The following is a 22,056-nucleotide window of genomic DNA, read 5'->3' on the forward strand; positions in this document are numbered from 1 at the left end:
AATGGCGCCATCAACGACCGCGCCCGGAAGGCATCCATGTTCCACCTCTCTCCCGAAACCTTCGCCAGCAAGACTGCCCACTATGCCAGTCTGGCGGACCAGGCCCGGCACCTGATCGCCGGCGAACCCGATCTGATCGCCAACGCGGCCAATTTCAGCGCGCTGGTATTCCACAGCCTGCCGCAACTGAACTGGGCGGGTTTCTACCTGTTCGACGGCACGGAACTGGTCGTCGGCCCCTTCCAGGGCAAGCCGGCCTGCATCCGCATTCCCATCGGGTCGGGCGTTTGCGGCACTGCCGCCCGGACCCGCCGGACTCAGGTCGTGCAGGACGTGAACCAATTCGACGGTCACATTCCCTGCGACTCGGCATCGCAATCCGAAATCGTCGTGCCGCTGACGCGCGCCGATGGATCGCTGCTGGGCGTCTGGGACGTGGACAGTCCCGTGACCGGCCGCTTCGACGAAGACGACCGCGCCGGGATGGAGGCGATCTGCCGGGTGTTCATGGAACACCTGGGCTAAGGCGAGGCGCGCGACGCGGCTCGCGCCCGGCGTTCGACGGGCGGCCGCAGGACCACCCTATGCGGGCCTGCGGCGCGAGCGCGATCAGAACTCCATGCTGGCGTTCAGCGACACCGTGCGACCGGTGCCCAGGGCCAGATACCCGCTGCCGGGATACCCGCCTACGGAAGCCCAATAATTGCGGTCCATCAGATTGTCCACGCGGGCGCGCAGCGTCACCAGCCGGCCCTGGACATCCCACAGGTAGCGCAGGCCCACGTCCAGGCGTGTCCAGCCGGGCACTTCCTGCGTGTTCTCGGCGTCGGCATACGTGGCGCCGGTGTAGACCACCCGGCCGTCCAGCGTCAGCCCGTCCACCCAGGGCAGATCCCATTCCGCGCCCAGATTGGCCTGCAGGCGCGGCACGCCGATGGTGCGCTTGCCGTCCGTGGCCGCATCCCCGGTGTCGATCTGCTTGGCGTCCAGCCAAGTCGCGCCGCCCAGCACCCGCACGTCCCGCGTCGCCTGGCCGAAGACGGTCAGCTCGACCCCACGGTGGCGGTCCTTGCCGGACTGGACGTAGACATTGCTCGTATTCTTCTTGACGGTATGCGGCTGGTCGGTGGTGAAGAAGGCCAAGCCGGCGCCCAGACTGCCGCCGTCGTACTTGACGCCGATTTCCTTCTGCTTGGACACGTAGGGTTTGAACGTCTGCCCGTAATTGGCGGCATCCTTGTCCGCGACCGTATCGCCTTTCGCCAATGATTCGATGTAATTGGCATAGATCGACCATGCCGGCGCAAGTCTCACGTTCAAGCCGACGGCCGGCGACAAGCGGCTTTCGTCATAGTAATCATCCGGCTTGGCGGCGCCGGTGATGTAGTCGTAGCTTTCGGAACTCAGCTTCTGCTGACGCGCGCCCAGTGTCATCTGGATACGGTCGTCCAGGAAAGACAGTGTGTCGCCCAGGGCCAGGCTGGCAAGGCGCGTGCGCCCGACCAGCCCCGGCTCGGTCAACTCCCCGCCGAAGAAAGTCAAGGAGGGCAGCCTCCCATCAACGGGGTGATACAGATTCGACGCCCCCCCACCACCCAGCGCATAAGCGCCGTGCTCATCCTTTCGGTAATAGGCAGCCGACGCCACCCACTCGTGTCCCACCGGGCCGGTCCGCAGTTTGCCGCGCAAGCCGACTTCCCCTGTGCGGATCACATCATCCCGCCGATTATCGAAGCGGGAATATGTGCCATCCCCCGTCCCGTTATCCGTCAGTTTCAATCCTGCCAGGGAATTTGCCTCGTGCGTGCGTCGCATGCCCCAGGCCGCCCAGGCCGTCACTGAATCGGTGATATCGTATTCCCCGCGCAGTGTGCCGAACAGGTCCCGTTCATTGGAATACGTCCAGGGCTGGGCGAAATTCGTACGGGCATCGGGCGCATCCGGCACCTCGGCCCCGGCGGCCAACGTCACGCTGGGCCGCGTCCGCTTCAACCGATTGTCCTGCCAGCCGATGTCGCCCGACAGGCGCAGGCGGTCTCCCCGCCAATCCAGGCCCAGCGATGCCACGCTCAGGCTGGAGCGCTCGTCATGCACGGACGAACCGCCGCCATGCTGGGCCGCATTCAGCCGCACGCCCAGGCGGTCTCCCTCGCCGAAGCGTCGGCTGATATCCACCGCCGCGCTGCCCTGCCCGCCACTGCTCCAACCGCTCGACACCCGCGTCAGGGGCTCATTGCCCGCCCGCTTGGGCAGCAGATTCAACATGCCGCCCGCGCCGCCGCCGGCCGGCGTGGCCCCGCTGAGAAACGCCGAGGCCCCGCGCAGCACTTCCACCCGTTCGAACAATTCGGTCGCAATGTACTGGCGCGGCAGAACGCCGTACAGCCCGTTGTAGGCCGTATCATCCGAACCCAGCGGAAAGCCGCGAATGAAATAGGCTTCCTGGAAATTGCCGAAACCGCGCGCCACGCGCACGCCCGGATCGGCCTGCAGCACGTCGCCCACGCTGCGGGCCTGCACGTCCTGGATGAATTCGCTGGTATAGCTGGTGATGCTGAACGGGGTATCCATGTAGTCGCGAGTGCCCAGGATGCCGGCGCGGCCGCCCCGCGCCACCTGCCCGCCCGCGTACACCGGCGACAGGCCCCCCGCGGACGCATCCGCGCTTGATTCGACGCGAATCGTACCCAGGGTATCCACCGCTGCGGGCGCCTCCCCTGCTTGTTGCGCATGCGCACCCACGCTCATGCATGAAATGGCGGCTGCCATCGCACTGACTTTCAAGACATTCATCGGGATTCCAATCGTCGGAGAAGAGCCACCCGCGGCGGTCCGATCGATCAGGAGCGCCTCAGGATGAATTGAAGATATTGATAATGATTCTCATAATTATTAGAACTCAATCATGTATAGTATTGCAACCAACTTTTGACCGAGAACACGCATGCCCTCTCACATCATCCCGCCGTCCCGATACATTCTGGGCGCGCTGGCGCTGGCCTTCTCCCTGGGCGGCGCCGCCCAGGCGGCCCCCGCTTCGTCCGCCGTCCAGGCCGTGACGATCACCGCCGACGGCGCGCTGCGCCGTCCTGTCGCCCCGGGGATCTACGAAGCCGCCTACAGCCCCGCCACCCGGGCGCTCTACGTCGCCTCCGCCGAAGCCACAACCGGCACGCAGGGGGGCGTCATCTACAAGCTCGACCCGGAAACATTGCAGACCCTGGGCATGACGCATACCGACGACAAGAACTTCGGCCTGGCGATGAATCCGTCGGGCACGACGCTCTTCATCACCAACAGCCTCGACGCCAGCGTCAGCGCCATGGACACGGCCAGCGGTCGGATCAAGATGAGGACGAAATTCACCGAACGCAGCAAGGACGGCTCGGCCTATGGTCCTCGCAAGGTCATCTACGACGCGGCCCAAAAGGCGCTGTACGTCGGCGGGGTCGGCGACCCCGGGGTGATCTGGCACATCGACGCCGACACCCTGCAAGTCAAGTCCGTGATACAGAACGCGGGCAAATGGGTGACCGGCCTGCTCCTGGACCCCGAAACGCACCGCCTGTACGCCGCCAACGGCGGCGGCGAAGTCCTGGTGATCGACACGCGTGAGAGTCGCATCCTCGAGCGCTGGACGCCCGGCGACGGCAAGGAATGGCTGCTGCTGAATCTGGCTCTGGACAAGGCCCGCCACCGCCTGTACGTCACGGACAACTCCAAGCGCAAGGCGGTGGCGGTCTTCGATACGCGCACGGGCAAGATGACGAACCGGCTCGACAAACTCGGCGACTCCCTGGATATCCAGTTCGACGCGCAGCGGGATCGGCTCTATGTCTCGCACCGGCAAGCGGGCACGTTCAGCATCGTCGATGCGAACACTCTGGAAACCGTCCGGACCTTTGCCTTGCCGGCCATGCCCAACAGCGTCCTGATCGGTCCGGACCGCAAGGCGGTCTACGTGACCATCAAGACACCGCCCAACAAGGATTATTCCGCCAGCGGCGCCGGCAGCATCGCCCGCATCGCCCTGCCCTGACAAAGCCCGGCGCCATGAGGCCCGCCGCAAGAGGCGGGCTCATGCCGCCGGCCGCACCGGGGCGGGTTTACGCCGCGCCGATGCGCTCGGCGACGGCGGCGCCCATCTCGGTAGTGCTGGCGGAGCCGCCCAGATCGCGCGTGCGCGGGCCCTGCTCCAGGATATGTTCGATGGCCGCCATCAGTTCGGCGGCGGCCGTCTGGCATGCAGGGTCCTGCTGCCCCAGGAATTCCAGCATCATGACGGCGGACCAGATCATGCCCACCGGGTTGGCGATGTTCCGGCCGTAGATGTCGGGCGCCGACCCGTGCACGGGTTCGAACAGCGAAGGGAAACGGCGTTCCGGATTCAGATTGGCCGAAGGCGCGATGCCGATGGTGCCGGTGCAGGCAGGCCCCAGGTCGGACAGAATATCCCCGAACAGGTTGGATGCCACCACCACATCGAATCGTTCCGGCTGCAGCACGAAGCGCGCGCACAGAATATCGATGTGATGCTTGTCCCAGGCCACGTCCGGATACTGCGCGGCCATGGCTTCCAGGCGTTCATCCCAATACGGCATGCTGATGGCGATGCCATTGGACTTCGTCGCCGAGGTCAGGGCGCGGCGCGGCCGCCGCTGGGCGAGATCGAAGGCATACTTCAGCACCCGATCAATGCCATGGCGGGAAAAAACGGCTTCCTGGATGACGATCTCACGATCCGTCCCCGCGTACATCCGTCCGCCCAGATCGGTGTATTCGCCCTCGGTGTTTTCACGCACGACCAGAAAATCGATGTCCCCCGGCTGCCGCCCGGCCAGCGGGGCGGGCACGCCCGGCATCTGGCGCACGGGCCGCAGGTTGATGTACTGATCGAAGCCCCGGCGGAACTTCAGCAGCGACCCCCATAAAGACACATGATCGGGGAGCACGTCGGGCCAGCCCACCGCCCCGAACAGAATGGCATCGAAGCCTTGCAGATGTTCGAACCAGTCCGGCGGCAACATATCGCCATGACGCTGCCAATACTCCGCGCAGGCCCAGTCCAGGTGTTCATACTGCAGCGACAGGCCATGCCGGCGCTGCAGCACTTCCAACGCCCGCAGGGCTTCGGGCATGACTTCCTTGCCGATTCCGTCCCCCGGAATCACTGCGATTTTGAACGTGTGCATAGCGAGATCGATCCATTGAATGTGAAAACGAGGAGTCAGGCGGAGCGATCCGCCCCCCAGGAAAACAGGCGGCGAATAGCGTCCCGATCGCGCTCTTCTCCCAGGCAAGCCAGGGCCAGCATCAGGCGCAGGCGAACCTTGCGGCCCGACAGTCCGCTGACCCCCAAGGCGCCGGCCGCCTGCAGGTCATGCAAGGAACCTGCATATTCATAACAAGGCAGGACGGGCCCGGTCAGGGCGGAACTGCAGACCAGCACCGCGCAGCCCGCAGCCACGGCCCGGCGGACTTCGGGCATCCAGTCCGGCGGGACCTGCCCCCGGCCGATGCCCTCCAGGACGATGCCGGACACGCCCGCATCCACCAAGGCCCGCAGCGCCAGCGGGCCGGCTCCCAGGCACGCGCTCAGCAGCTCCACAGCGGGCAATGTCCCTGGCGGCGGCTGCAGCAAAGGCTGACGCCGGGGCTGCTGGTAGACCAGCGCCGCATCATCGTCGATGAACCCGAGACAGCCGAAGCCGGGCGAATCAAAGCCGTTCAACTGAAAACTGCTGGTCTTGCGCGCAAAGGCGGCGGCATGGATGGTTTCGTTGAACACCACCAGCACCCCCAGACCGCTGCAATCCGCAGAAGCCGCCACCCGCAAAGCATGACGCAGATTCAGATAGGCATCCGTGCCGGGCGCATGAGGCACACGTTGCGAACCCGTCACGACGACCACGACATGGCGCGTGCGCAGGCTGCTTTCCAGGAAATAGGCCGTGTCTTCCAGCGTGTCGGTGCCATGCGTCACCACGATGCCATCCACACGCCCGCTGTCGATCAGCGCCTGGCATTGCGCGCGCAACACCTGCAGATCATCCAGCGTCAGCGCATTGCTGGGCTTCTGGAACAGTGACCGGACCTCGACCCGGATGTCGGCGGCCTCGGGCACGCCGCCCAGCAAGGCCTGGCCGGACAGGGCGCCGGCGACATTGCGGCCTTCGGGGCCGGGCAGGCTGGCGATGGTCCCGCCCGTGGATACCACAACCACATTTTTCATCAAGAGCTCACCGGCAAGACGCGCTCGATCAGGACCCGGCGGCAATCCATTTCAAATTCCATGTCGACGACGGGCGGGCGCACGAAGTGCCAGTTTAGTCCCAAGCGCATCGCGCCTCGGCGCACGAATTCATCCGCCAGGAACGGATGGGGATCATGGATGATGTAGAGCTGCGTGCCGGTGCAGTCCTGCCACTCGTATCCCAGCACCGCCATGCGGCGCTGCATCTCGTCCAGCACCCAGCGGGCTTTCTTGCGCATGCCTGCGGGCGAAATGTCCTGATAGGCGATCAGGTGATCCTTGTAATTGGCGTGCCCTTCAGGGACTTCGCTGCTGCCGGCAATCACAAAGGCCCGTTCGTCTTCGGAGGACGGCGCTGTGTAGCTGAAGGCATAAAAAGAAGGCTGCGCGGGCGGATCGATTTCCGGGCAGACATTGCTGCGCGGCACGGGATTGACCGTGTCGTCCGCAATGCCCCACGCCTGCAGGGTGCCGACATATTCGGCATTGAACTTGGCAAAGCCTTCTTCGCTGAACTGCCCCGGAGAGCGCAATTCGCAGCCGCACAAGGCGGTCAACGGCCGCCCCTCGGATTCCAGGACCTGCCGGATGCGGGCAAAGCCATCCAGCAGCGGCACCGGACGGGAAAAGACAACACGCCGGATCGTATAGCCCGGCTCGGCGGCGGCCCCGCCGGAATACTGCATGACGCCGCTGGGCACATAGCGGTAATTGCCCGGGGCGAACACAACGGCTTGATCCTTCATCATGACTTCTCCACTCAAGATCAGGGATGCCGGAAGGCCAGGAGGCCCCCGGCGCTACGCATCAATACAACAGGCTGGGAATGGCGGTGCTGAACCACGGAACGTACGTAATCACGATCAGCGCCAGGAACATCAATGCGATGGTCGGCAACGCAGCCCGGAATACCTCGAACAGGCTCATTTTGGCGATCCCCATGGCAACGAACAGGTTCAGGCCCACGGGCGGGGTCAGCATGCCGATCGACAGGTTCACCAGCGTGATGATGCCGAAATGAATGGCATCGACCCCCACCTGGGCGGCAATGGGCTGCATCAGCGGCGCAAGCACGATGATGGCCGACGCGCTGTCCAGGAATGCTCCGGCCACCAGCATGATGGCGTTGAACAGCATCAGGATGACGATGGGGGAATTCGTGCCCGACAGGACTTCCGTCGCCAGTTTCGTGGGCGCCCCGGTGCTGGCCAGGATCCAGGAAAACGCCGATGCGCCCGCCGTGATCAGCAGCAAGGTGCCCGACAGGACGCCGGTATTGCGCAGGATCGTCAGCGACTGGGGAATCGAAATGGTGCGATAGATGATGGCCCCCACGAACCAGCCGTACAGGCACGCCGCGGCGGCCGACTCCGTCGGTGTGAACAGGCCGGTGTAGATCCCGCCCAGCAGCACCACGGGCAGCCCCAGCCCCCACAGCGACCGGCGTAGCGCCTCCCAGATCTCCTGCAGGGTCGGGAAGGATTCACGCGGATAGCGCTTGACCGTGGCATACCAGCAGCAATACACGATCAGCAGGGTGGCGATCAGGATCGCGGGCAGGATCCCGGCGGCAAACAGCTTGCCGACGGAAGACCCGGTCACCGAACCATAGATGATCAGGGCGATGCTGGGCGGCACGATCGGGCCCAGCGTGCCGGCAGTCGTGATCAGGCCGATGGAAAAGTACTTGTTGTAGCCCGCCGCGACCAGCGCGGGATACATGATGCTGCCGATGGCGATCACAGTGGCCGGGCTTGACCCGGAAATCGAGCCGAAGAACAGGCAGGACAGCACGGTGGCCGCCGCCATGCCCCCCGGCATCCAGCCGATCAAGGCGCGCGCCAGGCCGATCAGTCGATCCGACAGGCCGCCAATCCGCATCAGCTCGGCCGCCAGGATGAAGAACGGAATCGACATCAGGGAGAAATTGTTCATCCCCGAGAACATGCGCAGGGGCACGACCAGCGGATCGATCGTGCCGAAGCCCTTCAGGGCCAGGGAAACCGCGAACGCCAAAGACGCGAAAATCGGCAGTCCGAACAGCAACAGGACAAAGAAGATAGGAACGAGAGCAGCAATCATGGGGATTCTCTATCGAATGGGATCTAGGGTCGATGATCAGCGCGCGAAGCGCGCCGTCAGGCGGCCGCGCTGATATCCATGACCAGCGGCCGGTACTCCTTGCCGCTGGCCATGCACCACAGAATCCACAGGTACCGCAGCCCCATGCAGGCGCCGGACACCGGGATCACCATGTAGACGTACCCGACCGGAATGCGCATGGCGGGCGACAGCTGGTTCATGTTCAGAGTATTGATGGCCAGCCGCGCGCCGTAGTACACCAGGACGCCGGCGAACATCAGGCCCAGCACATTCGCCAGGTACTGCAGCACCCGGGCCATCCGGGGGCCAACCATCAGCGGCAGGACCTCGACGCAGATGTGCGCGGCATAGCGGACCCCCATGCTGCAGGTCAGAAAGCTCATCATGATGAGCGCGTACAGCACGGTTTCCTCGGACCAGTACAGCGAGTTGTTGAACACATAGCGCGCGATGACCTGGATGATGGCGACAAAAGTCGCCACCAGCATGAAGACGATCATGGCGAATGACTCGATCCTGTCCAGGCACCGATTGATTCCTGCAAGCATGGAGGTCTCCTGTGATGAACGGAATCAGCTCACGGCCGCAGCCTTGATCGCGCGCTGCAACAGATCAGGCGTGATGTTGGCTTCGAACTGCTTGTAGATCGGCTCGGAACGCTCGATGAATTTCTGGCGATCCTCGTCGCTCAGTTCGGTGATCTTGATCTGGCCCTTGATCTTCTCGATGATGCGGGCCTCGTCCTGAATCGTCAGTTCCCGGCCATGATCCCGAGCCACGTCGAACGCGTCGGACACGACTTTCTTCAAGTCGTCGGGCAAGGACTCCCAGGCCCCCTTGTTCATCACGGCCGCATAGGTGTGATAGGCATGGCCGGTCAGGGTCATGTATTTCTGGACCTCGTAGAACTTCATCGAGTCGATGTTGGCCAGCGGATTCTCCTGCCCCTCGACCACGCCCTGCTGCAAGCCGTTGTAGACCTCGGTATAAGCCATCGCGGTCGGATTCGCGCCCCAGGTCCGATATGTGGACAGGATGGTCGGCGCCTGCAAAGTCCGCATCTTGATGTTCTTCAGATCGTCGGGCTGCTTGACTTCACGGACGTTGTTGGTGATGTTCCGAAAACCCGCGCCCCAGTAGTTCACGCCATGCAGGTTGCTCTTTTCCAGGGTGGCCAGCAGTTCGCGGCCCACGTCGCCGTCCAGCAGCTGCTTCATCGATTGATCGCCCTTCATCAGGTAGGGCAGGTCGAACAGGAACATCTTCGGTTCGAAGTTGGCCAGGTTGCCGGTCGGCGGAATGGCGATCTGCACCAGCCCCATCTGGGTCTGCTCGATGATCTCGACGTCGCCGCCCAGCTGAGCCGCCGGACGGATGTTGATTTCGATGCGGCCCTGCGAATTTTTCTCGACTTCTTCCTTGAACTTGACCGCCGCCCGGGCATTGGGCGTCTGGTCGGTCAACACGTGGGCGAACGTGAAGCTGTAGTCCGCCGCGTGAGCAAACGAAGCGCTCAGCAGGGCTCCCGCGATACCGAGGGAAAGCTTTCCAATGGGGGAAATATTCATAGTCTCACTCCTTTGATGCCCCGCTTGACCCCGCCACCCATGGCGCGGCCTGCACGAGGCGCATGATCACAGCAAAAAATCGGGACATCCCAATACATCGACAGGCTTGCCCAGACAGGATTCGATGCTCAGCGCGGCGGCCAGCAATTGCGCTTCGGCATGCGGCGGCGCCATCAGCTGCAGGCCCACCGGCAGGCCCAGCGCATCCAGTCCCACCGGCAGCGTCACGGCGCACAGACCCAGAAGATTGGCGATGCTGGTATTGCGCAGCACCATCATGTTGGCGTGGCGATAGGCGTCCTGGGCCTGAATATCCGCCAGGCGAGGCGGTGCGATCGCGACAGTGGGCGTCACCAGGACGTCGACCGCGTCAAACGCGCCCAGTGCCTGCCGGGCCGACTGCCGCAGGGCATGGGCGCGCAACAGATAATCGACGGAAGACAGCGTTTCGGCGCCCTCGACGCGCAGCCGCACCACGGGATCCAGACGCTCCATCCGCCCGGGCAGTTCCGCCTTCAGGAACGCGCAGAATTCGGGCGCGGCCAGCCCGCCCTGCTGAAAGATGGCATAGGCCTCGTGACAGCCGGGAAGCCCCGTACCGCCCACGCGCGCGCCGGCCGTCGACAGGCGTTGCAAGGCTTGGTCAAAGACCTCCACGATCGACGTATCGGCCCCATCCAGGAAAAACCGGTCCACCCGGCCCAGGCGCAGGCCAGCCACCGAGTCCGCCGCGCGGACGGACGGCGACACCCCGCACCGGGCCTTTTCGATCGCCTGGAACGCGAACGCCAGATCCTCGACCGAGCGGGCCAGGAGGCCCGGCGTGTCCAGGCTGGGAGACAAGGGCACGATCCCGTCGCCGGGCCAGCGGCCATGCGTCAGTTTCAGGCCAGCCTGCCCCGTCACGGAAGCCGGGATCCGCACGGACCCCGCCGTATCCGTCCCCAAGGCCAGCAACGCCGACCCCTGGGCCAGCGAAACGCCGGCCCCGGAGCTGGAGCCGCCCGGAATGCGATGTTCCCGGACATCCCAGGGATTGCGGGGAGTGCCCCAATGCGCATTCACCCCAATGCCGCCAAAGGCGAATTCGACGGTATGCGTCTTGCCCATGACCGGGGCCAACTGACGTTCGAGGATTCCAGCCAACGGCCCGGGCTGCTCCCAGGACGGCCCCAGGGGCTCGACCGAGCCCGCAAAGGTGGGCAGCCCCCGGACGGCGAACAGATCCTTGACCGACACGGGCACGCCCATCAGCGCCCCCAGGTCGGCGCCGCGTTCCAGCATCCGATCCGCCAGGCCGGCCGTCTCCAGCGCCTCGTCGCCGTTCCAGGTCTTGTAGGCATTCAGCGCCGGTTCGTGCCGTCGGTAGTTTTCCTGGCAGGCCTGCGCCAGCTCCGCGGCCGAGTATTCGCCGCCACGCAGCCCATCGTGCAATTGCCTCAGAGAGAGCCGCCTCAGCTCCATGTATCCCCCCTATCCGGACGAACAGCCCGTCCCGGTATTCCTGCGCCGCGGGCCACGCATTTCCGCGTGATTCCAGGCGACAGATCGTTTTGAATGGGGAAGTCTATTGGGAAGGAGTTCGGCCTACAATTCCCTTTCAGTGAAAACAGTTTTTACCAATCATGAAAGAAAACCTGACGATCGACAGCCTGAGAGTTTTTTGCGAAGCAGCCCAATACGAAAACTTCTCGCAAGCCGCCCGGATGATCGGCATCTCGCCCGCCTACGTGACCAAGCACATCAAGCTGCTGGAATCGGAACTGGATACGCTGCTGTTCCACCGCACCACGCGTCAGGTCACGCTGACCGAACAAGGCGAACAGGCTTACGACATGGCGCTGCGGATTCTTCAGGACGTTGAACATCTGCACGACCGCATGGCCCAATTCAAGGAGGCCCCAAAGGGCCTGCTGCGCATTTCAACCAGCATGGGGTTCGGGCGCCAGGTCGTCACGCCGGCGCTGGCCAGCTTTTCCCTGCGCTACCCCGCCATTCAGATCAAGCTGGACGTCCTGGACCAGCTGGTCAACATGACCAAGGAACAATACGACCTGGACATCCGCATCGGGGACCTGATCGACCCCAACTACATTGCCCGCCCCCTGGCGGCCAACCACCGCATCCTGTGCGCCGCGCCCGCCTACCTGGAACGGCACGGCGCCCCTCGGAAACTGCGGGATCTGCCCGACCACAACTGCCTGATCGTGCGCGAGCGCGACCACCCGGTGGGCATCTGGGCGCTGTCACGCAGAGACGTGACGACCAATGTGAAAGTCAGCGGTTCCTTGATCACCAACAACGGCGAAATCGCGCTGGCCTGGGCACTGGAAGGACACGGCATCATCCTGCGTTCCGTCTGGGACGCCCGCAAGCATCTCCAGACGGGCCAGCTAGTCCACCTGCTGCCAGGCTACCGCCAGGATGCCGGGATCTGGGCCGTCTATCCCCAGCGGTTGGGCAACTCAGCGAAAATCAAGGTCTGCATCGAACACTTGCAGGCTTACTTTGCCGAACACGCGCCCGCCAGGGGCAGCTGACGTTCCCGAACCCGCCGACCACAAGAATCGCATGCGCAGGCATCAGGCCGCCGCGTGGCGGATTGCCGGGGGGCGGGCAATCTCCAGTTCGGACAACCATCCCAGCTCCAGCAACGCGGCCCGGATGGCGGCCACAGCCTGACGGACCTCGGTCCGATCGATGGCGCCGATGCAGCCGACGCGGAAAGTTTCGGCCCGCGCCAGCTTGCCGGGATGCACAAGAAATCCCCGCGCCCGCACGGCTTCATAGAACCGCTTGAAATCATATTCCGGGTGGTCGGGAGCATGCCAGGTGACGATGACCGGCGCCTGGAAATCGGCCGCCAGGAACCGCCGCAGCCCCAGGTCTTCCAGACCCGCGCACAGGGTGGCGCAGTTGGCGGCATAGCGGGCCAACCGGGCGGGCTGCCCGCCCTCGTCACGATACTGATCCAGCGCGCTGGCAAACGCCGCCACCACATGGGTGGGCGGCGTGAAGCGCCACTGCCCGGTCCGTCGCAGATACCGGTACTGATCCACCAGATCCAGGGCCAGGGAATGGCTGTTGCCCTCCGCCGCCATCAGGGATTCATGGCGCACGATCACGAAACCCACGCCGGGCACGCCTTCCAGGCATTGGTTGCTGGACGCGATCAAGGCATCGTAGGGCACGTCGCGGGCATCCAGCGGCAGGGCGCCAAAGGCGCTCATGGCATCGACGATCAGGCGCCGGCCGGCTTGCGCCACCACGCGCGCGACGGCCGCCACCGGATTCAGGATGCCCGTACTGGTTTCGCACTGGACGATCCCGACGTGGGTAATGGTCGGGTCGGCGGCCAGCCGCGCAGCGACCTCCGCCGGATCGTGACGCACAGCCTCCGCCACCTCGTAGACCGCCACCCGGCGGCCGATGGCCCCGGCAATACGCGCCATACGCTTGCCGTAAGCGCCATTGACCAGCACCAGCAGCTTGCCGCCGCGCGGCACCAGATTGCCCACAGCCGCCTCGACGGCGAACGTCCCCGAGCCCTGCAAGGGCACACAGACGTGAGTGGCCTGCGCTCCGGCAATCGCCACCAACTGGCGGCAGACCTTGGCCGTCAGGGCATTGAAAGCGCCATCCCGCGAGCCCCAGTCGCTCAGCATGGCGGTCTTGGTGGCCAGGCTGGTGCCCAGCGGCCCGGGGGTCAGCACAATCGGTTCACGCATGGCATTCGATCCAGATCTCAATAGTCATCTCGCATAAAGGCCTGCATCGGGCGCTCGGGACCGGCGCCGCCACCGGCCGGTCGGGCCGGTTCGAGCAGGTTGCGGGAAGGATTCTAGGGATCGAATGTGACAGGCTTGTGAAAAGAGCCGGACAGGGCGCGCGGGCATGGAATCGCAGCCGCGATTTATATGCCGCTTTTATACCCGCGCATAGAAATACAACACCGATTTTACGCACCGCTCCCTAGACTTTGAAGCGTCAACCAGGAGCCCACCATGAGCGTCAACACACTGAACATCCTGATCGGCGCCGTATCCCTCGGATTGTGCGTCTACCTGTTCTTCGCCCTGATCCGGCCCGAAAAATTCTGACCGCCGGACCGCGGCCACCACATCGTTGAGGAAGCCCCATGGGCGATCTTTTATTCGTCGCTGTGACGCTCATCTCGTTCGGGCTGATCGCGGGCTTCATCATCGGCCTCGAGCACATCTGACAGGGACCGACATGATCGACGCCATCATGCAGTTCGCCATCGTCCTGGCAATCATGGCCGTCCTGGCCATAGTCCTGGGCACATGGATGGCACGCCTCTTCACCGCCCCGACGCACTGGCTCATCGAGCGCGGGACCTATCGCGCGCTCGGCGTGGACCCCGCCGAGAAAATGACGTGGCGGCGCTACGGCATGGCGCTGCTGCTCAGCAACGCCGCCATGATGCTGCTGGGCTATCTGTTCCTGCGCCTGCAGCAGTACCTACCCGGAGACCCCCTGGCCCGCGCGTCCCAACCACCCGATCTGGCATTCAACACGGCGGTCTCATTCATCACCAATACGAACTGGCAGGCCTACGCGGGCGAATCGAGCCTGTCCAATTTTTCCCAGATGGCGGTCATCACCTTCCTGATGACCGCCGGCGCGGCCACCGGCATCGCCGCCGCGGGCGGCTTCATCCGGGGACTGAGCCGCCGGGAGACGGCGGACATCGGCAACTACTGGGTCGATTTCACCCGGGTGATCTACCGCCTGCTGCTGCCCCTGTGCTTCGCCCTGGCGCTGATCTACGTCTGGCAAGGCGTCCCGCAGACACTGGGCGCCGATGTCATCGCAACCACGCTCGAAGGCGCCCGGCAGCAGATCATCACGGGCCCGGTCGCCAGTCTGGAAGCCATCAAGCACATCGGCACCAACGGGGGCGGGTTCTTTTCGATGAACGCGGCGCACCCCTTCGAGAACCCGACCCCGCTGACCAACACACTGCATATTCTCGCCATGCTGCTGATCCCATCGGCGCTGACCTGTACTTTCGGCCTCGTGACGCTGCGCCGCCGCCAGGGCTGGGCATTCTTCGCTGCATGCCTGATCATGTTCGCGGGATTCCTCGCGGTGGTCTACAGCGCGGAACAGGCCGGCAACCCGCTGCTGGCGGCCACAGGCATCGGTCAAACCCAGACCGCCCTGCAGGCCGGCGGCAATATGGAAGGCAAGGAGCTGCGCTTCGGCATCGCGCAGACCAGTCTGTTCGTGACGGCCACGACCGCCACCACCACGGGCTCCGTGGATGCCATGCATGACTCCCTGACCCCCCTGGGCGGGCTGGCGCCGCTGTCCCAGATGATGCTCAACAGCGGCTTCGGCGGCGACGGCGTCGGGCTCATCAACCTGATCGCCTACGCGATCCTGACCGTATTCCTCGCGGGCATGATGATCGGCCGGACTCCGGAATTCCTGGGTCGGAAGATCGAAGCCAGGGAGATGAAGTGCGTCATGCTCGCCATGCTGGTCCACGCATTCTGCATTCTGGGATTCACGGCCATCGCCTGCCTCATGCCCTCCACCCTCGCCAGCCTGTCCAACCTGGGACCGCACGGCTTCAGCGAAGTGCTGTATGCCTACGCCTCGGGCACAGCCAATAACGGATCGGCCTTCGCCGGCCTGAATGCCGATACGCCATTCTTCAACACCACGATCGGGCTTGCCATGCTGGCGGGCCGCTACCTGACTTTATTGCCCATGCTGGCGGTCGCCGGGGCGCTGGCCGCCAAGAAGAACATCCCGGAAGGTCCCGGCACCCTGCCGACCGCGACCCCGCTGTTCACCGGGCTGCTGGTCTTCGTGTCGTTAACCGTCGGCGGACTGACCTTCCTGCCCTCCCTGGCGCTAGGCCCCATCGCCGAACAGTTGCTGATGCTGACGGGCAAGACCTTCTGAAAAGGCCGACACATGAACCACACGACAACGAAAGCAGCCGGCGCGACATCCTCCGCATATCGGGGCATCCTCCGCCCCGCTCTGTCATCCGCCGTGTTCTTCATGGTGGTCACGGGCATCGCCTATCCCCTGGTGACGACGGAGGTCGCTCAGGCCCTATTCCCCGGACAGGCCCAAGGCAGCCTGATCAAACAGGACGGCAGGCCGCTGGGATCCCGCCTGGTCGGACAGTCTTTCATCCGCCCGGAATACTTCCACGGCCGACCCAGCGTCACCCTGGGCGCAGACCCGGCCAAGCCGGCGCGGATGACCGGCCAACCCTACAACGCCGCAGCCAGCAACGCCAGCAATCTGGGAGCACTGAACAACACGCTGCTCACCGACGTGGCCGCCAGAGCCGCGGCCTATCGTCGGGAGAACGGCCTGCCCGCGACGGCGATCGTGCCGGTGGATGCCGTCACGGCCTCGGCATCCGGACTGGACCCGGACATTTCGCCCGCCAATGCGCGGCTGCAGGTCGCACGCGTCGCCAAGGCCCGCGCGCTCCCCGAGCGGGAAGTCCTTGCCCTCATGCAACGGCACGTCGCCGCGCGCCAGATAGGGGTGCTGGGCGAACCGCGCATCAACGTCCTTGAACTGAACATCGCCCTGGATGAGGCCTGGCCATCCACCCGGGCGCCACACTGATCGCAGGTATCGCCATGTCGCGCGCAGAAATCATTACACAGCAAGCACAACGTCCGAACGACGCCTCCGGGCCGATTCCCTGGACATCGATCGCCGCCGAGGCGCTGCGCAAGCTGGCCCCCCGGACGCAGATGAAGAATCCGGTGATGTTCGTCGTGTACCTCGGCAGCATCATCACGACACTGCTCTGGATCCAGGCCTTGTCGGGCGGGGGCGATGCGCCTGCGGGCTTCATCCTGGCCATTGCCGCCTGGCTCTGGTTCACTGTCCTGTTCGCCAACGGCGCCGAGGCGCTGGCAGAGGGGCGCGGCAAGGCACATGCGGAGGCCCTGCGCGCCACCCGCCAGACCGTCAAGGCCCGCGTGCTGCGGGAACCCTCGACCGACAGCGCCGTCTGGTACGCCCCCAGCAACGAACTGCCTATCGGGGCATACGTGCGGATCAACGCGGGCGAGATCATCCCGGCCGACGGAGAAGTGACCGCGGGTGCGGCCTCTGTGGACGAATCGGCCATCACGGGCGAGTCGGCGCCGGTGATCCGCGAATCGGGCGGAGATTTCAGTACCGTGACAGGCGGCACACGCGTGCTGTCGGACTGGATCATCGTGCGCGTCACCGCCAGGCCGGGGGAAGCCTTCCTGGACCGGATGATCGCCATGGTCGAGGGCGCGAAACGCGGCAAGACGCCCAATGAGATCGCCCTGACGATCCTGCTGGTGGCCCTGACCCTGATCTTTCTGCTGGTGTGCGCCACACTGCTGCCATTTTCCGGCTTCAGCGCGCTGCTGAACGGCACGGGCCGCAGCGCCAGCCTGACGGTCTTGATCGCGTTGCTGGTCTGCCTGATCCCGACCACCATCGGAGCGCTGCTGTCGGCCATCGGCATCGCGGGCATGGGCCGCATGATGCGGGCCAACGTCCTGGCCACGTCCGGACGCGCGATCGAGGCTGCGGGAGACGTCGATGTTCTGCTGCTGGACAAGACCGGCACGATCACCCTGGGCAACCGCGAGGCGACCCATTTCCATCCGGCCGCCGGCGTGTCCGAGCGCGCACTGGCCGACGCCGCGCAACAAGCGTCCCTGGCGGACAAAACCCCCGAAGGCCGGTCCATCGTCATCCTGGCCAAGAAAATGTTCGGCATGCGCGAACGGGCGCTGCGGGACGCCCAAGTCATCGCCTTCAGCGCACGGACCCGCATGAGCGGCCTGGACATCGACGGGCGCCAGCTGCGCAAAGGCGCCGCGTCCGCGATCCAGTCCCACGTCGAGCAACTGGGCGGGGAATTCCCCGACGAAGTCGCCCGGACGGTCGCCGACATCGCCCGCAATGGCGGCACGCCGCTGGCCGTCGCCGAAGGCGCCCGCGTCCTGGGCGTCGTGGAATTGAAGGACATCATCAAAGGCGGCATCAGGGAACGCTTCGCCGAATTGCGCGGCATGGGCATCAGGACCGTCATGATCACGGGTGACAACAAACTCACCGCGGCGGCCATCGCCGCCGAAGCGGGCGTGGACGACTACCTGGCCGAAGCAACGCCGGAAGACAAGCTTCGGCTCATCCGCCAGTACCAGGCCGAAGGCCGGCTGGTCGCCATGACGGGAGACGGCACCAACGACGCCCCGGCCCTGGCCCAGGCGGACGTGGCCGTCGCCATGAACACCGGCACCCAAGCGGCCAAGGAAGCCGGCAACATGGTCGATCTGGACAGCAACCCCACGAAGCTGTTGCGAGTCGTTGAAGTCGGCAAGCAGATGATCATGACGCGCGGCGCGCTGACGACGTTCAGCGTCGCCAACGATCTGGCGAAATATTTCGCCATCGTCCCGGCCGCCTTCGTCGCCACGTATCCAGCCCTGGAGGCGTTGAACATCATGCGCCTGCACAGTCCGGCTTCCGCCATCCTGTCGGCCGTGGTCTTCAATGCATTGATCATCGTCGCCCTCATCCCGCTGGCCTTGCGCGGCGTCAAGTACCGGGCCGAGCCCGCCAGCAGGTTGCTGACGCGCAACCTGCTGATCTACGGATTGGGAGGACTGATCGCCCCGTTCATCGGCATCAAGCTGATCGATCTGCTGCTGACCCCCTTTTTCTGAGACCGGCGTAACATGATCTTTATCTTTCCCAGCCTGTTGCCACAGGACAGCACACCATGGAAGACCGCCCCAATCCCGACGAGCTCCTCCAGGTCGTAGGCAGCAACCCGCAGCGGCATCGCGGCCAATTGAAGATTTTCTTCGGGGCCTGCGCGGGCGTGGGCAAGACCTATGCCATGCTGCAGGCCGCCCACCAACGACACGCCGAAGGCGGCCTGGTCGCCATCGGCATCGTCGAGACTCACGGCCGCCAGGATACTCAGGCGCTGACCGAAGGACTCGCCTGCTTGCCGCCCAGAGAGGTCCGCGCCGCCGGACGGCTCGCGTCGGAATTCGATCTGGACGCCGCCCTGGCATCCGAATACCAGTTGCTGGTCGTCGACGAACTGGCGCACTCCAACCTGCCCGGAAGCCGCCACGCCAAACGCTGGCAGGACGTCGAGGAACTCCTGGATGCCGGCTTCGACGTCTACACGGCGCTCAACGTCCAGCATCTGGACAGCCTCAACGACATCGTCAGCGGCATCGCGGGCATCCGGATCCGCGAAACGGTGCCCGATCATTTCTTCGACCAGGCGACCGACGTCGTGCTGGTCGATCTGCCGACCGACGATCTGCTGGCGCGCCTGGATGCCGGGAAAGTGTATCTGCCTTCCTCCATCGCGGCGGCGCGGCAGCATTTCTTCCGGCGCGGCAATCTGACTGCGTTACGCGAACTGGCCCTGCGCCGCGTGGCGGACCTGGTCAATGCGGATGTGCGCAGCTACCGGATTTCACATGCGATCCACACGGTCTGGCCGACCCGCGATCTCCTGATGGTCTGCGTCGGCGCGCGCCGGTCGCAGGAATCCCTCATCCGCGAGGGCGCCCGCCTGGCCCAGCGCCTGCAGACGCACTGGATTGCCGTCCATATCAGCCAACCCTGGGAGAGCACCGACACCCAGGCCCAGGAAGCACTGCTGCACCTGGCATCCTGCGCCCGACAAGCGGGCATCGAACTCGTCAGCGCGCCCGGACAAGAACTCGCGCCATCGATCCTGGACTACGCCCGGCAGTACAACGCAACCCTGCTGATCCTCGGTAATGCGGCGACACGCCCCTCCCTGCCGCTGCGGCCCCGGCTGACGGAAAGAATCGCGCGCGCGGACCCGGAAATCGGACTGATATTGCTGCGCACCGAACCAGAGCGCCGGCCCCGGCGGCCCGCGGCGCGCAACGGCCTGCCGCGCCCCGCCGCCGCGTTGGCGCTGGCGACCATCATCTGCTGTCTGGCCGCGGGACTGGCCAACGGCCTGCTGCGAGTCTTCGACCTGTCCAACGTGGTCATGCTGTTTCTGATCACCGTGGTATTCATCGCCCTGAAACTGGGGCGCCTGGCGGGGGCCTGGGCTTCGATACTCTGCGTCGCTTTCTTCGACTTCTTTTTCGTCCCGCCACAGTTCTCCTTTTCCGTCAGCGACACACAATACATCTTCACATTCGGCGTGATGCTGGCCGTCGCCCTCATCATCGGACAGCTCGCAGCCAAGCTGCGCGCCGAGGCCAAGGCCGCCCAGGACGGCGAACGGCGCGCGTCCACGCTGGTGCGCGTGACGCGCGGGCTGGCGGGCGCCATCATGGTCGACCAGATCATCGCCATCTGCCGGGATATGATCGGCCCGCTCTTCAACATGCAGGCGCTTCTGCTCCTGCCCGGGGGCAACGGGCAATTGCTGGCCGCTCCCCTCCCCGGCGGGGTCGATCTCTCGGTTGCGCAATGGTGCTTCGATCACACCGAGGCGGCCGGTCACGGCACCCAGACACTGAACGCGGCTCCCGCGCTGTATCTGCCCCTCAAGGGTCCGATGGCGCCCCGTGGCGTGCTGGCGATGCTGCCGGCCAGTCCATCCGTCCCGACCGCGCCCGACGACCGCCGCCTGCTGGAGGCTTGCTGCGCGGCCATCGCGCAAGCCCTGGAACGCATTCACTACGTCGACGTCGCCCAGGACACGATCATGCGCATGGAAGGCGAGAAAATGCGCAACACTTTGCTGTCCTCCGTGTCCCACGATCTCAGGACGCCGCTGACCGCCATCCGCGGCCTGGCCGAAACGCTGGAACACCCGGCGGATCTGGGAGACGCGGAACGCCGGGACATCGCCCGATCCATCCGGGTCGAATCGGACGAACTGCGACGCCTGGTGTCCAATCTGCTCGATCTGGCCCGCATGCAAAGCGAGGGCGTCACCCTGCACAAAGAATGGCATTCCCTATGCGACATCGTGGGCAGCGCGCTGGCGCGGTCCTCCTCCGTGCTCCACCCCAGGGTCGTCACTACCCACCTGCCCCACGACCTGCCGCTCGTCGAAGTCGACGCGGCGCTGATCGAGCGCGTGCTGGGCAATCTGTTCGACAATGCCGCCAAATACACACCGGCAACCAGCACCATCGCCATTCGCAGCCGACACACGGACACCACCATCGTCCTGCTGATCGAGGACGACGGCCCCGGATTCCCATGCGACGACCCGGAAACCCTGTTCGAATCCTTCGCCCGAGGGCGCAAGGAATCCTCCATCGCCGGCGTCGGACTGGGCCTGGCGCTCTGCCGCCAGATCATCGGCGCGCACGGCGGCACCATCACCGCCAGATCCCGTCTCCCCCGAGGCGCCATCTTCGACATCCACCTGCCCCTGCGCCCCGCGCCCGGCATCGACAATGAAAGCCAGGCATGACTACGCAAACCATCCTGATCGTCGAAGACGAGGCCAACATCCGCCGCTTCGTGCGCATCGCCCTGGAGCAGGAGGGCATGACCGTCTTCGAAGCGCCATCCGGCCAGAAGGCCCGAACGGACGCGGCAACGCGCCGGCCCGACCTGATCATCGTGGATCTCGGCCTGCCCGACTGCGACGGCAAGGACCTGATCCAGGATGTCAGGACCTGGACGCAAGCGCCGATCCTGGTGCTGTCCGCGCGCGAGCAAGAGGCGGAAAAGGTCGCGGCCCTCGATGCGGGGGCCGACGACTACCTGGTGAAGCCCTTCGGTGTGCCCGAACTGATCGCGCGCATCCGCGCCCTGCTGCGGCGAGCGCATGCGATACCCGGCGTCAACGCGGCATCTTCACAGGTCGTCTTCGGGCCGGTGGCAGTGGACCTGGCCAGCCACGCTGTCACCCGCAATGGCGAGGCCGTCCACCTGACACCTATTCAATTCCGCCTGCTGGCGGCGCTGATCAGAGGCCAGGGCAAAGTGCTGACCCACCGTCAGCTGTTGCTGGAAACCTGGGGCCCGGGCTATGCGGACCGGGCCCACTACCTGCGCATCTACATGATGCAATTACGCCAGAAACTGGAAGACGACGCCACGCAACCCAAGTACCTGATCACCGAATTGCAAGTGGGCTACCGGCTGGCGGGGCTGACGTAAGCA

At 65.0% G+C, this 22,056-nt stretch carries 18 protein-coding genes; 9 read left to right on the forward strand and 9 right to left on the reverse strand.

Features of this window, described 5'->3' with window-relative positions:
- The first annotated feature begins 36 nt into the window (after window positions 1-36).
- The gene (locus WBG56_RS11180; RefSeq protein WP_424268274.1) at window positions 37-525 is read left to right on the forward strand and encodes a GAF domain-containing protein; all 489 of its coding nucleotides are present in this window, start codon (window positions 37-39) and stop codon (window positions 523-525) included.
- Between the two features lie 84 nt (window positions 526-609).
- Here WBG56_RS11180 and WBG56_RS11185 read toward each other — a convergent pair whose 3' ends face one another.
- On the reverse strand, window positions 610-2,769 hold the full coding sequence (locus WBG56_RS11185) for a TonB-dependent receptor (protein ID WP_424268786.1): 2,160 nt from the start codon (window positions 2,767-2,769) through the stop codon (window positions 610-612).
- Between the two features lie 175 nt (window positions 2,770-2,944).
- Here WBG56_RS11185 and WBG56_RS11190 point away from each other — a divergent pair, with 175 nt between their 5' ends.
- Window positions 2,945-4,039: a YncE family protein gene (locus WBG56_RS11190; RefSeq protein ID WP_424268276.1), complete on the forward strand. Its 1,095-nt coding sequence runs from the start codon at window positions 2,945-2,947 to the stop codon at window positions 4,037-4,039.
- Window positions 4,040-4,106: 67 nt separating this feature from the next.
- Here WBG56_RS11190 and WBG56_RS11195 read toward each other — a convergent pair whose 3' ends face one another.
- The 7 genes from WBG56_RS11195 to WBG56_RS11225 form a co-directional block, all read right to left on the reverse strand.
- A complete protein-coding gene (locus tag WBG56_RS11195; protein ID WP_424268278.1) occupies window positions 4,107-5,192 on the reverse strand; it encodes a tartrate dehydrogenase in 1,086 nt (361 codons plus the stop codon).
- Window positions 5,193-5,227: 35 nt separating this feature from the next.
- Window positions 5,228-6,232: an asparaginase gene (locus tag WBG56_RS11200; RefSeq protein WP_424268280.1), complete on the reverse strand. Its 1,005-nt coding sequence runs from the start codon at window positions 6,230-6,232 to the stop codon at window positions 5,228-5,230.
- Window positions 6,232-7,002 carry a 2-amino-5-chloromuconate deaminase CnbZ gene (gene cnbZ, locus WBG56_RS11205; RefSeq protein WP_424268282.1) on the reverse strand — a complete coding sequence of 257 codons (771 nt, stop codon included), beginning with the start codon at window positions 7,000-7,002 and terminating at the stop codon, window positions 6,232-6,234. The genes WBG56_RS11200 and cnbZ overlap by 1 nt, the downstream gene beginning before the upstream one ends.
- A gap of 58 nt (window positions 7,003-7,060) precedes the next feature.
- Window positions 7,061-8,335, reverse strand: a complete 1,275-nt coding sequence (locus WBG56_RS11210) for a TRAP transporter large permease (protein ID WP_424268284.1) — start codon at window positions 8,333-8,335, stop codon at window positions 7,061-7,063.
- A 56-nt stretch (window positions 8,336-8,391) separates the two neighbouring features.
- The gene (locus tag WBG56_RS11215) at window positions 8,392-8,904 is read right to left on the reverse strand and encodes a TRAP transporter small permease (protein WP_424268286.1); all 513 of its coding nucleotides are present in this window, start codon (window positions 8,902-8,904) and stop codon (window positions 8,392-8,394) included.
- Window positions 8,905-8,928: 24 nt separating this feature from the next.
- Complete coding sequence (locus WBG56_RS11220) at window positions 8,929-9,924, reverse strand: TRAP transporter substrate-binding protein (protein ID WP_424268288.1); 996 nt, start codon at window positions 9,922-9,924, stop codon at window positions 8,929-8,931.
- A gap of 66 nt (window positions 9,925-9,990) precedes the next feature.
- The gene (locus WBG56_RS11225) at window positions 9,991-11,388 is read right to left on the reverse strand and encodes an amidase (RefSeq protein WP_424268290.1); all 1,398 of its coding nucleotides are present in this window, start codon (window positions 11,386-11,388) and stop codon (window positions 9,991-9,993) included.
- Between the two features lie 161 nt (window positions 11,389-11,549).
- Between WBG56_RS11225 and WBG56_RS11230 the strand changes: the two genes are divergently transcribed.
- Entirely contained in the window at window positions 11,550-12,464 is a 915-nt protein-coding gene (locus tag WBG56_RS11230) for a LysR substrate-binding domain-containing protein (protein WP_424268292.1), read from the forward strand.
- Between the two features lie 42 nt (window positions 12,465-12,506).
- Here WBG56_RS11230 and WBG56_RS11235 read toward each other — a convergent pair whose 3' ends face one another.
- Window positions 12,507-13,652, reverse strand: a complete 1,146-nt coding sequence (locus tag WBG56_RS11235) for a 2-aminoethylphosphonate--pyruvate transaminase (protein WP_424268294.1) — start codon at window positions 13,650-13,652, stop codon at window positions 12,507-12,509.
- A gap of 276 nt (window positions 13,653-13,928) precedes the next feature.
- On the opposite strand from WBG56_RS11235, the gene kdpF reads away from it, so the two are divergent.
- The 6 genes from kdpF to WBG56_RS11265 all read left to right on the forward strand — a co-directional run bounded on the left by kdpF (window position 13,929) and on the right by WBG56_RS11265 (window position 22,053).
- Entirely contained in the window at window positions 13,929-14,024 is a 96-nt protein-coding gene (gene kdpF / locus WBG56_RS11240) for a K(+)-transporting ATPase subunit F (RefSeq protein WP_424268296.1), read from the forward strand.
- Between the two features lie 133 nt (window positions 14,025-14,157).
- Window positions 14,158-15,861 (forward strand): potassium-transporting ATPase subunit KdpA, encoded by a 1,704-nt coding sequence (kdpA, locus tag WBG56_RS11245; protein ID WP_424268298.1) that lies wholly within the window; start codon window positions 14,158-14,160, stop codon window positions 15,859-15,861.
- A gap of 12 nt (window positions 15,862-15,873) precedes the next feature.
- Window positions 15,874-16,548, forward strand: coding sequence for a potassium-transporting ATPase subunit KdpC (kdpC, locus tag WBG56_RS11250; protein ID WP_424268300.1), 675 nt, complete (start codon window positions 15,874-15,876; stop codon window positions 16,546-16,548).
- 14 nt (window positions 16,549-16,562) lie between these two features.
- Window positions 16,563-18,644, forward strand: coding sequence for a potassium-transporting ATPase subunit KdpB (gene kdpB, locus WBG56_RS11255; RefSeq protein ID WP_424268302.1), 2,082 nt, complete (start codon window positions 16,563-16,565; stop codon window positions 18,642-18,644).
- Window positions 18,645-18,700: 56 nt separating this feature from the next.
- On the forward strand, window positions 18,701-21,358 hold the full coding sequence (locus tag WBG56_RS11260; RefSeq protein WP_424268304.1) for a DUF4118 domain-containing protein: 2,658 nt from the start codon (window positions 18,701-18,703) through the stop codon (window positions 21,356-21,358).
- Complete coding sequence (locus tag WBG56_RS11265; protein ID WP_424268306.1) at window positions 21,355-22,053, forward strand: response regulator; 699 nt, start codon at window positions 21,355-21,357, stop codon at window positions 22,051-22,053. Before WBG56_RS11260 ends, WBG56_RS11265 begins: the two co-directional genes overlap by 4 nt.
- The last annotated feature ends 3 nt before the right edge of the window (window positions 22,054-22,056 follow it).

Origin of the sequence: Castellaniella sp. (assembly GCF_049671645.1) — a bacterium.
Lineage (GTDB): Bacteria > Pseudomonadota > Gammaproteobacteria > Burkholderiales > Burkholderiaceae_B > Castellaniella.